The sequence below is a fragment of the Streptomyces sp. NPDC037126 genome (genome assembly GCF_055605965.1).
Window position 1 is genome coordinate 1 of sequence record NZ_JBVJTD010000034.1, and the last position, 12,578, is coordinate 12,578.

13 protein-coding genes and 5 pseudogenes are annotated in these 12,578 nt (G+C 70.4%); 12 read left to right on the forward strand and 6 right to left on the reverse strand.

The genetic code is table 11. The annotated features are described in order from the left end of the window. Positions 1-450: pseudogene (locus ACZ7FF_RS40170) on the forward strand (transglycosylase domain-containing protein); the annotation flags it as partial. Positions 451-495: 45 nt separating this feature from the next. Here ACZ7FF_RS40170 and ACZ7FF_RS40175 read toward each other — a convergent pair. Continuing rightward, a pseudogene (locus ACZ7FF_RS40175) lies at positions 496-615 on the reverse strand (serine hydrolase); the annotation flags it as partial. A 216-nt stretch (positions 616-831) separates the two neighbouring features. Between ACZ7FF_RS40175 and ACZ7FF_RS40180 the strand changes: the two are divergent. The 10 genes and pseudogenes from ACZ7FF_RS40180 to ACZ7FF_RS40225 form a co-directional block, all read left to right on the forward strand. Continuing rightward, positions 832-978, forward strand: a pseudogene (locus tag ACZ7FF_RS40180) (sugar kinase); the annotation flags it as partial. 59 nt (positions 979-1,037) lie between these two features. Beyond that, positions 1,038-2,051: an aldo/keto reductase gene (locus ACZ7FF_RS40185; protein ID WP_470819168.1), complete on the forward strand. Its 1,014-nt coding sequence runs from the start codon at positions 1,038-1,040 to the stop codon at positions 2,049-2,051. Continuing rightward, on the forward strand, positions 2,042-2,476 hold the full coding sequence (locus tag ACZ7FF_RS40190; protein ID WP_470819075.1) for a lipoate--protein ligase family protein: 435 nt from the start codon (positions 2,042-2,044) through the stop codon (positions 2,474-2,476). The genes ACZ7FF_RS40185 and ACZ7FF_RS40190 overlap by 10 nt, the downstream gene beginning before the upstream one ends. Before the next feature lie 442 nt (positions 2,477-2,918). Beyond that, on the forward strand, positions 2,919-3,170 hold the full coding sequence (locus ACZ7FF_RS40195; protein ID WP_470819077.1) for an SAV_915 family protein: 252 nt from the start codon (positions 2,919-2,921) through the stop codon (positions 3,168-3,170). Further along, positions 3,167-3,457: a DUF6317 family protein gene (locus tag ACZ7FF_RS40200; RefSeq protein ID WP_400133719.1), complete on the forward strand. Its 291-nt coding sequence runs from the start codon at positions 3,167-3,169 to the stop codon at positions 3,455-3,457. The genes ACZ7FF_RS40195 and ACZ7FF_RS40200 overlap by 4 nt, the downstream gene beginning before the upstream one ends. Before the next feature lie 6 nt (positions 3,458-3,463). Next, positions 3,464-4,747 (forward strand): WXG100 family type VII secretion target, encoded by a 1,284-nt coding sequence (locus tag ACZ7FF_RS40205; RefSeq protein ID WP_470819079.1) that lies wholly within the window; start codon positions 3,464-3,466, stop codon positions 4,745-4,747. Then, positions 4,725-5,261: a hypothetical protein gene (locus tag ACZ7FF_RS40210; RefSeq protein ID WP_470819081.1), complete on the forward strand. Its 537-nt coding sequence runs from the start codon at positions 4,725-4,727 to the stop codon at positions 5,259-5,261. Before ACZ7FF_RS40205 ends, ACZ7FF_RS40210 begins: the two co-directional genes overlap by 23 nt. Beyond that, positions 5,258-5,398: a hypothetical protein gene (locus tag ACZ7FF_RS40215; protein ID WP_470819083.1), complete on the forward strand. Its 141-nt coding sequence runs from the start codon at positions 5,258-5,260 to the stop codon at positions 5,396-5,398. Before ACZ7FF_RS40210 ends, ACZ7FF_RS40215 begins: the two co-directional genes overlap by 4 nt. A gap of 444 nt (positions 5,399-5,842) precedes the next feature. Next, positions 5,843-6,487 (forward strand): DinB/UmuC family translesion DNA polymerase, encoded by a 645-nt coding sequence (locus ACZ7FF_RS40220; protein ID WP_470819085.1) that lies wholly within the window; start codon positions 5,843-5,845, stop codon positions 6,485-6,487. 166 nt (positions 6,488-6,653) lie between these two features. Further along, a complete protein-coding gene (locus ACZ7FF_RS40225; protein ID WP_470819087.1) occupies positions 6,654-7,499 on the forward strand; it encodes an RNA polymerase sigma factor SigF in 846 nt (281 codons plus the stop codon). A 297-nt stretch (positions 7,500-7,796) separates the two neighbouring features. Here ACZ7FF_RS40225 and ACZ7FF_RS40230 read toward each other — a convergent pair whose 3' ends face one another. The 3 genes from ACZ7FF_RS40230 to ACZ7FF_RS40240 are packed head-to-tail and all read right to left on the reverse strand — an operon-like array spanning position 7,797 to position 10,221. Then, positions 7,797-8,132 (reverse strand): STAS domain-containing protein, encoded by a 336-nt coding sequence (locus ACZ7FF_RS40230; RefSeq protein WP_470819089.1) that lies wholly within the window; start codon positions 8,130-8,132, stop codon positions 7,797-7,799. Beyond that, entirely contained in the window at positions 8,129-9,418 is a 1,290-nt protein-coding gene (locus ACZ7FF_RS40235; RefSeq protein WP_470819091.1) for a PP2C family protein-serine/threonine phosphatase, read from the reverse strand. Before ACZ7FF_RS40235 ends, ACZ7FF_RS40230 begins: the two co-directional genes overlap by 4 nt. After that, positions 9,418-10,221: an alpha/beta fold hydrolase gene (locus ACZ7FF_RS40240; protein WP_470819093.1), complete on the reverse strand. Its 804-nt coding sequence runs from the start codon at positions 10,219-10,221 to the stop codon at positions 9,418-9,420. The genes ACZ7FF_RS40235 and ACZ7FF_RS40240 overlap by 1 nt, the downstream gene beginning before the upstream one ends. A gap of 400 nt (positions 10,222-10,621) precedes the next feature. Here ACZ7FF_RS40240 and ACZ7FF_RS40245 point away from each other — a divergent pair, with 400 nt between their 5' ends. Further along, positions 10,622-11,074, forward strand: a complete 453-nt coding sequence (locus ACZ7FF_RS40245) for an ATP-binding protein (RefSeq protein ID WP_470819170.1) — start codon at positions 10,622-10,624, stop codon at positions 11,072-11,074. Between the two features lie 48 nt (positions 11,075-11,122). Here the strand turns inward: ACZ7FF_RS40245 and ACZ7FF_RS40250 are convergent. Together ACZ7FF_RS40250 and ACZ7FF_RS40255 are read right to left on the reverse strand one after the other, a co-directional pair. Continuing rightward, positions 11,123-12,219 (reverse strand): annotated as a pseudogene (locus ACZ7FF_RS40250) (transposase); the annotation flags it as partial. Further along, a pseudogene (locus ACZ7FF_RS40255) lies at positions 12,215-12,576 on the reverse strand (DUF2267 domain-containing protein); the annotation flags it as partial. The pseudogenes ACZ7FF_RS40255 and ACZ7FF_RS40250, both read right to left, overlap by 5 nt. Between the last annotated feature and the right edge of the window lie 2 nt (positions 12,577-12,578).

Here is a 12,578-nt window from a genome sequence, read left to right on the forward strand (position 1 = left end):
GACAACAACAAGTCGGCCTGGTTCACCGGCTACACGCCCGGCCTGGTCACCTCGGTCGGCCTGTTCGGCGAGGACGCCAAGACCCACGCGCAGGTCACCCTGACCGGTGCCGTGGGTGGCGGCCGCGTGGGAGGCGGCAGCTTTCCGGCGAGGATCTGGGCCGCGTACACCTTCGGCGTGATGGGGGACGTCAGCGAGTTCGACCTGGACAGCACGCCGTCCCCGTCCCCGTCCCCCAAGCCGTCCCCGTCCTCCCTGTCGTCGCCGCCCCCTCAGGACCCCCCGCCCCCGTCGCCGTCGCCGTCGCCGTCGCCGTCCCTGTCCCTGGCGCCGCCACCCAGCCACTCCTACTCCCCGCCGCCGTCCCCGTCGCCCTCACCCTCCACTTCATCGAGCGGACCTCCGCACGACACGAAGCCGGAGGATCCCTTCGACCCGGACGGGCAGTAGGAAACGTGTGGTCCCCATGCGGACAGTGCGGATGGGGAGTACGGATCAGCGTTCCCGCAGCGCGTCGACGGCGAGGCGAGCCGCCGTACCGATCACGGCGGCCGGGAAGGCCGCGGCGGTATGGGCGGTACGGGTGAAGACGGCGAGGGCGTACCGCACGCCGTCAGCCGGCTACATGGACATCGTCACTCGAGTCCTTGGGAGCTATGCCGCGCGCGTCGGATCACGGCCGGTCCGTCAGCCGGTCTCGAACTCCCGCATCCGGCGCAGGGGGGAGGCCAGCAGGACCAGCGGTGCGACCGCCAGGGCGGCGGCGCACACCCACAGGGCCTCCCGCACTCCGAGCAGTTCTCGGCGACCCCGGACAGGTTCACGGCGAACCTCGACGCCGCCGGCCTGAAACGCGCTCTGGACTACGGGACGGCCCACGGCGCACTCACCATGACCACGCCCGGTGACGTCTCCATGGCCTCGCTCGCCGAGGTCGAGGAGCTTATTGCAGGCGGCTCGGCCGCCGTCAAAAGATGAGGACCCAGGGCGACCGCGCCCGCCCGCACACCGCAGGAGCACAGTTGAGACACCACCACATGGAACGCCGGAAGATCCAGCACACGTCCGTCGCGCTCACCGAACTCGGCTTCGGCGCCTCCGCAATCGGCAACCTGTACCGCGTCACGTCGAACGGCGACGCGACAGCTGCCGTCAACGCGGCCTGGGAGGCCGGCATACGGTACTTCGACACCGCACCGCACTACGGCCTCGGCCTCTCCGAACGCCGTCTGGGCGCCGCCCTGCGCGACCGCCCGCGCAGCGAGTACGTCGTCTCCTCCAAGGTGGGCCGGCTGCTCGTGCCGAACGAGGAACCGCGCGGCGTGGACACCGAGGGCTTCCTCGTGCGGGACGATCTGCGCCGACGGTGGGACTTCAGCCGGGACGGAGTGCTCCGCTCCATCGAGGACACGCTGGAGCGTACCGGCCTGAACCGGCTGGACGTCGTCTATCTGCACGACCCGGACGACCACTGGCGGCAGGCGGTTGAGGAGGCCATGCCCACGCTCGCGGACCTGCGCGACCAAGGCGTGATAGGCGCGATCGGCGCGGGCATGAACCAGTCGGCCATGCTCGCTCGCTTCCTGCGCGAGAGCGCCGCCGACGTGGTGATGCTCGCAGGCCGCTACACCCTCCTCGACCAGTCCGCGCTGGACGACGTCCTGCCCGCCGCGCTGGAGCTGGGCAAGAGCGTGGTGGCGGTGGGCGTGTTCAACTCGGGACTACTCTCCCGTGCCCGGCCCGTCGAGGGCATGAAGTACGACTACCAGGACGCCTCGCCGGAACTGGTCGCCCACGCACGGGCGATCGGCGAAGTCTGCGCCGCGTACGGGACCACCCTGCCAGCCGCCGCGATGGCCTTCCCGCACACCCATCCCAGCATCATCAACGTCACCCTCGGAATGCGGAACGCGAAACAGGCTGAGCGCAACGTCGAACTCCACGGACGGCACATCCCCGAAGCCTTGTGGGACGATCTCCGCGCCCTGGGTCTGATCAGGTCGGACGTGCCGGCGACGAACGGGGCCGGAAGGAGTGCATCGTGTCCCTGACGGACAAGGCCATCGCGCAGATCCGTGAGCTGATCACAACGGGTGCCCTCCCTCCGGGCTCGAAGCTCCCACCGGAGGCGAACCTCGCCGCCCAGCTGGGTCTGTCCCGGGGAGACGGCACGGGAGCCGTGCTGCACCACGTGACGATGTCGTACGACATCGACACCGACGAGATGACCGAGGTGCTGCGCATCGGGCGGGAGAAGCTGTCCGACAAGGGCATGAGGAGCGCGAAGAGCCGAGTCGATCCGCCGCGGCGGCAGGCGGGGCTGGCGCGCGAGGCGGTCATCGAGCGGGTGATCGCCTCGTTCCGGGCGCGGTACGGCCTCGTCCGGGGCGAGATCACGGACGGGGAGCTGGCGCGGGCGCAGGAGCTCGCGCGGACCAAGTTCGCCTCCCCGGAGTGGACGGCGCGGGTGCCGTAGCGGCCGGCCCGGCCGGAGCCCCGGTTCAGCAACGGGTCAAGGGCAGCTCTGTGCTCGGCCAAGCGGTCGTATGAGTTCCGTGTACGGCCGGATCTCCACCCCGACATAGCCGGATTTGCTCTCTTGACCGGTGGCTACCGTGGTCAGGCCTTGTCGGCCACGCGAACACGGGGAAGAGGTGACGGCGGTGGGCGCGCCGGTACGTTCACGTCTGTCCGATCTCGTCGAGCCGGAACCGCCGGGACGAGACGTCCCGGACCCGGCCCGGCAGCCGCGCCGTTCGGCGCTGCACGACTTCCTGGAGGCCGCACCGCCACCGCGGCCGACCGCGGACGACAGGCCCGGTCCGAGGCCGGGCGTGCCCGCCTACCACACGCCGGTGTGCGTGCCGGCGCATCCGAGGTCAGTCGCGGCCACGGGCCGAGGCGGCCGTCCCGCGCGCGTGCCTTTCGTCGTGTTCGAGCTGTTCGACCATCCGGTCCACGGCACCGTGGTCTTCGCGTTCACGACGCCGCGGAAGCTGGCGGACGCGCTGGGCGAGGCGCAGCCGTGGGTCGCCGCCTCGCTCGGCGCGCTCGTGGAGGGTGTGCGCGAACAGGGCGTCACCGTGCTCCTCGACCCGCAGGTGCGGCCGGACGAACCCCACTGGCGGCCGGACGAACTGGCCGCCTACGCACGGGAGGTACGCGCGTGAGCGACTTCAAGGCGGTCTACGACGACCTCGCCACCATGGCGAAGACGTTCCACGACCAGGCGGGCCACTACCGCACGCTGCACCCGGACGTGGCACCGGCCGTGGTCAGCGGTGGCGACGCCGGACTGGACGCGGCGATCAAGGAGGTCGCGGACCTCATCATCGCCCTGCACACCGGCATGGCCGACCGCATGGACGACCACGGGGACAAGGTCGCGTACGCGCGGGACTCCTTCCACCGGCACGACGTGGACGTCCACGGTGCCTTCGAGGATCTGATGGGGTGAGAGCCGATGGGTGACAGCTGGGTCGGCGGCGACATCGGCGGACTGCGCACGATGGCCGAGACGTACAAGAACGCCAAGGACAAGCTCGACGGGGTGGTCAAACCGCTCAGCGGCACCGTCGACAAGCTGGTCGGCGACGCGGACTGGAAGGGCGAGGCGGCCGAGAGCTTCCGCGCCAAGTGGAGCGAGGACGCGCTGGCGGCCGGCGGCTTCGCCGAACTGGTGCACGCGGCGGGCGAGATCCTCGACACCCTCGCGGGCGCGCTGTCCACGTGCGAGACGTCCCTGCAAAACGCGGAGCACATCGCGGCCCGCAAGGGTGTGGCGACGGACGCCAAGGGCGCGCCGGTGCCGATCATGACGGCGAATCCGCCGAGCGCGGACGACCGGAAGACCATCTCCGCGATGAACGACTACGCCACCGCGCGCAACGAGATCCTGCACACCGCCCAGCACGCGCGGCTGGTGGCGGCGCAGCAGTTGCAGGGGCTCTACGACAAGGTGACGGCGAAGGACGGCTCGGTCTCCCCGGGCGACAAGGTCACCCTGTACGACGCGTTGCGCGGCCTGTACGCGTACGACGCCGAGGACGCCCGCGCCGGGGGCATCGAGGCCCGCAAGCACCTCGACGCGGCCAAGGCCGAGGCACAGGCCGCCAAGAAGGAACTCCGCGCGGAGCGCAAGGCGTTCCAGAAGGCCGGCAAGGCGCTGCCGAAGGACCTGCCCGCCAAGAGCGCCTACCGCGACGCGGTCACCAAGGTCGACGGGCTGGAGGAGGACATCGCCCGCGCCGACAACGGCAGCACCAAACTGCCGTACGACCGTGCGCTGAACGTGAAGCTGGCGGACGCCGCGGACGCGCTGCGCCTGGGCAAGGGCCTGGAGGCGCTGCCGGACGCCCTGAGGGAGATTCCGGTGCTGGACGTCGCCGCGGCGGCGGCCTGCGGTCTGATCGAGGCGAAGGACGACCACGACAAGGGCTGGTCCTGGCAGCACTCGGTCGCCGTCGACGGCGGGGTCGCCCTCGGCGGCCTGGCGGCCGGGGCGGCGATCACGGCGGCCCTGCCCGTCGAGGGCGCGGCCGCCGTCGCCGCGGTGGGGGTCGGTTCGGTGGTCGTCGCGACCTCCGTCCTCGACCACGCCTTCCACGAGCACTGGAGCGAGGACATCCACGACCACGGGGTCGTCGGTGGCGTGTGGACGGGCACCAAGCACGTCGCCTCGGAGACCGTCGACGACGGAAAGCGACTGGCAAAGGATGTCTGGCATGGCGTCACAAGCATCTTCTGAGGCACCGGCCCCCGGATTCTCCGTCCCCGTCCCCGCCCTGCCGAAGCTGGGACGCACCTGGTACCGGCGCGGCGTGCCCTACTGGCTGTGCCGCGCCCGGACCACGGTGTTCATCGTGATCGTCATGGCCATGTTCGGTCTCTTCGCGGTGAGCCTGTACCTGGGGTTCCGCGACCTGCTGCCGTCCACCGCGCGTGTCGTGTGCGACGGCGTGCAGGTGGCCACGTCCGTGGTGACCGTGGTGTGGGGGTGGATCGCGCAGCGCAGGAGCCACCGCGAGGCGATGCTGAATCCCCCCACTCCGGACCAGACCCGCCAGGCGAAACGCGACCGGGCCAGGCGCGTCCCGGGCCGGATCGCCCTGGGGCGCGGGCTCGTTCTGATCGCCGCTCCGGTTATGCCGGCGTTCGCCGCATGGATCGTCGGCTGGCTGCTCGCCTGGACCACCGTCCGCGAATACCCCAGCGAAGTCGGCGCCCGGCGCTGGCTGGAGAAGCACAGGTCCGGGGCATGACGACGACCGTGGCTCCCGTCGGGATCCCGTCCTTGCAAGGTCTCGGCACCACTTGGTACCGGCGTGGCCCGCGCCACTGGCTGCGCCGCACCCTCAGCGCCCTCTTCCTGCTCGGCCTCCTGGCCTTCTTCTGCTAGATCGCGCTCACTCTCTACCTGGGCTTCCCCCGCAGCGACCTGCCGCCCGGTGCGCGCCGGGTCTGGGACGTCGTGCAGGCGGGCGCATCCTGCGTGCCCCTGGTCCTGGGGTGGGTCAAGCAGCGCCGGGACCACCGCGGACAACTGCTGGATCCGCCCGCGCCCGACGCGTGCCGCGCGGCGAAGCGGGCCGAGGCCGGCCGGTGCCCGGTACTGAGTCCCGTGCCGGACGCCTTCCGTCAGATGGCGGGCCCCTCGCCGCGGACTGTCTCCTGCTGTGGGACTACGTGGCGCGGCCGTCACCGTCCCAGGTCAGCTCCCTCGTAGGTCGGCACCTCGGTCCTCCAGGAAGCACGCAGCCCCGCGGTTGCCGGGGGCAGTGGGTGTCTCTCTCGGGTTGCTATTGCCGCGGACCAGGTCGCCGACTGGCTCGGGCCGCTCCCGGTGGAGGCGCTGCACGGCATCGGCCCGCGTAAGGCCGCCGTCCTGAGCGACTACGGCATCCACTGCGTCGGGCTGCTCGCCGGCGCCTCGCCGGCGACCGTGCAGCGCCTACTCGGCAAGAAGGTCGGCCGCCTCGCCGCCGACCGCGCCCGTGGCATCGATCCGCGCCCTGTCGTCCCGCGCGCATTGCCCGCCTCCGCCACCGTGCGGCACCGCTTCACCCACCACACCCTGGACGGGGCCGTCGTCCGGGCCGTCCTGCTCGACCTCGTCATCCAGCTCGCCGTCATGCTGCGGCGCCGCGGCCAGGTGGCCCGGGCACTCACCCTGACCCTGCGCTTCGCGGGCGGCACCACCTCGTACAAGACCCGCCGCCTGGCGGAGGCCTCGGCTCACGACGACGACCTGCGCACCCTCGTCTACCAGTTGATGGACGCTGCCAGCCTCCAGCGGGCCCGGCTGACCGGCATGACCTTGCGGGGCGAGGACCTGATCGCCGCCGACCAGGTCACTCAGCAGATCAGCCTGGACCGCGCCCGAGAGTCCCGGCTCCTCGCCGAAGCGGCCATGGACCGCATCCGCGCCAAGTTCGGTCTCGGCGCGGTCGGCCCCGCCGCCACCGCGCCGCTGCGCCACGTCTCCTGACTGGCCCAGGAACACGGCCTGCCGGCCGTCGACGGCACAGGTCACAGCCGGAACCCCCGGTTCGTGGGAAGACAGGCATGGATGGAAAATGAGGGGGTAACCGACGCCTCGTCGGCTCGCTTGGCGGCCGGCCGCGGCACTGACTCGACCTTGGGAGGGGATCTTCATGGCGCTCATGACCACGCCGGCAACGGACACGCAGATAACCGAGCTGCCCGAAGTTGCCGACCCCTCCAAGGTGGCGCCGAAGGACGCCCGGGAGCTGTCACGCCTGTTCTTCGAGCAGTTGGCAGTGCTGGAGGAAGGCACCCCGGAGTACAGCTACGCCCGTAACACGCTGATCGAGATGAACATGTCCCTGGTCCGTTACGCGGCCGGCCGGTTCCGCAGCCGTGGGCCGGAGGAGACGGAGGACATCGTCCAGGTCGGCATGATCGGCCTGATCAAGGCCATCGACCGGTTCGAGCTGTCCCGGGAGGCGGAGTTCACCTCCTTCGCCATCCCCTACATCGTCGGCGAGATCAAGCGGTTCTTCCGCGACACCACCTGGGCCGTGCACGTGCCGCGCCGCCTGCAGGAGGCCCGCGTCCAGCTCGCGAAGGCGACGGAGGAACTCCGCAGCCGCCTGGGCCGCATCCCGACGGTCAAGGAGCTGTCGGAGCTGATGAGCCTGCCCGAGGAAGAGGTGCGCGAGGCGCGCCTGGCCGCCAACGGCTACAACTCCTCCTCCCTGGACGCCACGATCGGCGGCAGCGAGGACGGCGAGGCCGCGCTGCAGGACTTCATCGGCACCGAGGACACCGCCCTGGAGCTCGTGGAGGACTTCCACGCCCTGGCCCCCCTGATCGCCGAACTCGACGAGAGGGACCGGCAGATCATCCACATGCGGTTCGTCGAGGAACTCACCCAGGCCCAGATCGGCGAACGCCTGGGCATCTCCCAGATGCACGTCTCCCGGCTGCTGTCGCGCTGCCTGACCCGCCTGCGTGAAGGCCTGCTCACCACGAACTGAGCACTGGCACCGTCCGGTGAAGCCCGCTGCGCAGCGCAGCGGGCTTCACCTTGTCCGCGGGGCCAGCCAGAAAGTCGGGACGTGCCGAGAGGAGGCTGCCGGTGGCGCGACCAGCGCCGTTCGTCGGGCCTCAACTCCCTTACGGCAGGTAGATGGGAACTGGGCCCTTCCATACCAGCACATCCGCACCGGCCCCCGTGGCCGCAGGCGCTCCTGCCTGGTGAGGAATCAGCCTGGGAGGAGTCACGAGTCGCTGTTCGCTCGAAGATCTGCTGTTCACCTGATGTGGCCGACCTGTCACCTGGTGGCGGTGGCGCTGTCGGGGTAGAGCGGGAAGATTTGATCGAGGCCGACGATGCGGAGCACGCGCAGCGTATGCGCGGGGACCGCGGCGAGTGCGACGTCGGCCTGTCCGGCGTGGGCGTGGTTGCGGGCGGCGATCAGGGCGCTGATGCCGCTGGAGTCGCAGAAGTCCATGCCGGCCAGGTCCAGGACGAGGCGCTGGCCCGGCCTGAGCGCCAGGGTGGTGAGCTGGTCAAGCAGTTCGGGGGCGGTGGTGTAGTCGAGTTCGCCGCTGATCTCCCAGACGGGACCGGTTGTGGCGTCTCGGGTGGTGATCTTCAGTGGGCTCATTCGTCGCTTCTGGTCCTGAGGTTGGAGGCGGGGATGCCAAGGGCGAGCAGGGCGGTGTCGTCGTCGAGTCCGTCGCCGAAGCTGTCGAGCAGGTCGGTCAGGGCCTGGATGACGGCGTGTGGTGGTTTGCCGGCGTGGCTGGTCGCGAAGGCGAGCAGGCTCTCGTCCCCGTAGAGGCTGGTGCGGTCCGTCCCGGTGCGTGCTTCGGTGAGGCCGTCGGTGTAGAGCAGGAGGGTGTCCCCGGGGCCGAGGGTGGTGGTGGCGGTGGCGAAGCGGGCCTCGGGCAGGACACCGACCAGCAGGCCGCCGGGCGTCGGCAGGTAGTCGGCCGTGCCGTCGGCGCGCAGGACCAGGGCCGGCGGGTGGCCGCCCGACACGAGGCGGACGGTTGTCTGCCCCGTGGCAGGGTCGGCCTCAAGGGTGCCGAAGATGACGGTGCAGTAGCGCGGGTCGCCGCTGCCCGAGTAGCGCTCGTGGAGCACCTTGTTCAGGGTGGTCAGAGCGGCGACGGGGTCGGGGTCGTGCAGGGCGGCGGCGCGCAGGGTGTAGCGGGTCAGTGAGGTCAGCGCGGCGGCCTGGGGACCCTTGCCGCACACGTCGCCGAGGAAGAACGCGAAGCGTTTGCCGTCGACGGGGAAGACGTCGTAGAAGTCTCCGCCGAGCCGGTCGGGAGAGGCGGTGTGGTAGTAGACGGACGTCTCCACGCCCGGGACCTGCGGCAGGCTGTCGGGCAGCAGCGACTGCTGGAGCACGGCGAGGGCGTCCTGCAGCCGGGCCCGGTCGGCCTCCGCCTGCTTGCGTGCCTCCTCGGCCGCCTTCCGGCCGCGCAGGAGTTCCTCTTCGTAGGCGCGGCGGTCGCGGGCGTCGAAGATGGTGGTGCGGATCAGCAGAGGTTCGCCCATGCTTCCGTGCTTGACCCCCGAGGAGACCAGCACGGGCATGCGGCCGCCACCGGCCTGCTTGATTTCCAGGGCGATGCCGCTGATCTCGCCCTGCATGCGCAGCAGCGGCGCGAAGTGGGTCTCGTGGTACAGCTTGCCGCCGACGGTGAGCAGGTCGGTGAACCTCATCCGGCCCACCACGGCCTCGCGGTCCAGGCCCAGCCAGGTCAGCAGTGTGGTGTTGACCTTGGCGATGGTGCCGTCCATCAGCGTGGACAGGTATCCGCACGGCGCGGACTCGTACAGTTCCTCGGCGCTGTCCTCCAGCAGCGCTGCGAACGCCGCATCCGACGCCTTCGCGTCTTCGGCCTCGTGCGGGTCGGGCTGCTGCCCGGTGCGGCACATCACCGCAGAGCCGCCAAGAACTCCAATATCGCCTCATTGGTGGCCTCGGGCGCGGACAGGTGGGGGCAGTGCCCGGTGGCGTCGAGGGTGACCAGCGTCGAGCCGGGGACGGCCTGGTGGACGAAGGCGCCCACCTCCCGCGGCGCGATGACGTCCTGGGTGCATTCCAGCACCAGGGTCGGCACCGCCACGTTTTTCAGGTCGTCCCGTGAGTCGGACAGGAAGGTGGTACGGGCGAAGACACGGGCCATGTCGGGGTCGGTGGCGCAGAAGCTGTTCCTGAGTTCCTCGCCGAGTTCGGGCCGCTCGGCGTTGCCCATGATGAGCGGGGCCATCGCCGCCGACCAGCCAAGGTAGTTGGACTCCAGCGAGGCGAGCAGTTCGTCGATGTCCTCGGCGCTGAACCCGCCCCGGTAGCCCTCGTCGTCGATGTAGCGCGGGGAGGGGGCGACCATCACCAGCGCGCCGATTCGCCCGGGGGCCATGCCGGCGGCCAGCACTCCGATCATCGCGCTGACCGAGTGCCCCACGAACACCGCGTCGCGCAGGTCGAGCGCCTCGCACACCTCCACCGCATCACGGGCGTAGCCGTCCAGGGAGGAGTAACGGTCCTCCGAGAACGCGGACGGTTCCGAGCGGCCCGACCCCACGTAGTCGAACAGCACGACCCGATAGTCCTTGGCCAGCGCAGGGACGGTCAGCCGCCACATGTTCTGGTCGCAGCCGAAGCCGTGGGCCAGCACCACTGGGCGCCCCTGCGGGTTGCCGGTGACGGTGACGTTGTTCCTGCGAACGGTATCCATGTCGTTAGTCTCTCAAGCTCTGGCCACTGCTCCGGTAGCGCATCGAATCGCCCCAGGGTCCACACCCGACCTCTACAAGGGGTCCGACGCGGCTTCCCCCGGCATGGGGGAGACGAGGCGAGGGGCGCCCTGCCCCCAAGCCGGCCGGGCGGCCACCGGGAAAGGTGTGAGCTGGCAGTAGGCGGCCGGAGCGATGCTGGGGCCGTCGGAATCCGTGAGGGTCCCGACGTGTCCACTCGAACCACTGCCCGGCATCGCACGAGCGACACCAGATGTGGCGTAGCCAACAGCCTCCCGGTGTGTCCAAGGGGATTTCCGAGTCGATCACGGGTAGGCGGTCCTGGACGAACGACGAATGAAGGTGACGCGGATGAAACGGGCCCTACTGGGCGAGGACACCATGGCATTCCACCCCATGGATAGCCACCTGCACGCCTCGGCAGCCTTCGAGGGGCAGGGCTCCTGCATCGCCGAGGCACGCGATCTGGCCGTCGGGTTCTTGACCCGGATGCGCACCGAGCACGGCGTCGCAGTCTCCCGACGAGCCCTGGAACTGACGCAGCTGGTGGTGAGCGAATTGGTCACCAACGCCTGCAAGTACGCCGCCGGCCCCATCCTGCTTGACCTGCGCGTCGCCGGTGAGCTGGTCGAGATCCAGGTGTGGGACTGCGATCCGGAGCTGCCGATGGCGCGCGCCGCGGAGGCGGGCCGGGTGGGGCAACACGGCCTGGAGATCGTCATGGCAGTCTGCCAGGGCTTCGAGGCAATGCGGGAACCGGTCGGCAAACGCATCACCGCTCGCCTGGCGCTGACAGACGATCCCCTCGGTCACGTCGTCCAGCGCCGCCGTTAGTCGCCAGCGCTGACGCGACCGCCAGCCCCTGAGCTTGTTCTTTATGTACCAGGACCTACCAGGTCTGCCGATGGCCTTGAGGGTCTCGGGACGTTTGACGGTCTTGCCCACGGCGTAGCGGGGTGCGGGACGGCGGTTCTTGGTCCCGGGCGGCCGTCCGGGACCAGCGCCACGAGGTTGGGGAACACGGGCCGGGCAGAGCAGGTGAGCTCGGATGTTCCTGAACCCCGGGCGGACCCGGGCCGGGGTGAGGCGTTCAGGCCTGGCCGGCTTCTCCCAGGGCCGGCGGAGGTCGGCGGCCAGCGGCCGGGCGAGCCTGAGCTGGGCATGCGCGACGACCAAGAGCCAGGTCCGGCGGTCTGCTGCCTCGGGGTACGCACTTTCGGGGTGGTCCAGCCGAGCGTCTGTTTTCCGAACGTGAAAGTGTGCTCCAGGTCGAATCTCCTCAGAAACTCCTGCCACCAGCGGTCCACGTCCGCCGGGGCGGCCCCGGTCTTCGATGACCACAGCCAGACTGGCGGCGCCTCCCGCTCCTTGGAGAGGTGCTCGACTTTGAGGCGGACCAAGGTTCCTTCGATGATGGGGAGTTCGCCGTCGTGCTCCAGCCAGGCCGAGCGGTGGGTCAGCCGTGGGTGGACCCGGTCCCACGCCTGAGCTTCGGCCTTGCCGTAGTTGGGGGTGTCGGTGGCCGTGGTGATCGCCGGTTCGGGCCAGGTCTCGGGTTTGTCGAAGCGGAACTCCGGCCCGTGCTTGGGGGGATGTCCGCCCTTGGGGTTGCAGACGCGGGGCGGCTTCGGCAGCCGCATCACCCGGTCGCCGCGGATTCGGCCGACCAGCTCGACCGGGAGATCGCGTAATACCCAGGCCAGACGGGTGACGTCATAACCGGCGTCCATGACGATCCAGATGTCCGGGTCCCCAGGCGTCCACTGCCCGGCCACGATAAGCCGTTCCACCACAGCACGGAGCTGGGCGGGGATGACCGCGGTCGCATCGTCCTCGGGTCCGAGCCGGACCACGTCCAAAATCCCGGTCCACGAGGTCGCGCCGGGCTCCAGGACGGCGACGAAGGAGTACGGCCAGCCCGGGATGAACTGGGTGGCGGACTTCGCCCGGCCGTAGACATGGCGGAACAACCGGGTCGTGGCCGGCGGGGAGCTGGACCAGGATCTGGCCCAGCAGGCCGTCGCCGGCAGCGTCGGCGACCGTGCTGAGGACGGCGCTGACGTCCCGGGCGGCGGTCTGCTCGGCGGCCCCTTCGGTCCAGACGGCGGTCGCGCGCAGGAACCGCTCCGGTGGCAGGGGTTCTCTGCCTCGCAGCGGGTGGAGGAGGATCAGGGCGACGTCTTCCGGCAGGCGCGCGGCCGGCTCGGCGCGCACCTCCCCGACCAGGTGTGCGCCGAACAGGCGAGCATCATGCGGGCCGCGCGTTCTGCTTCTGGCAGGCTGTCGTACTCCCCGCGTTCCCTCACATGTTCCACGAACGCTTCCTGTGGCCGGATCA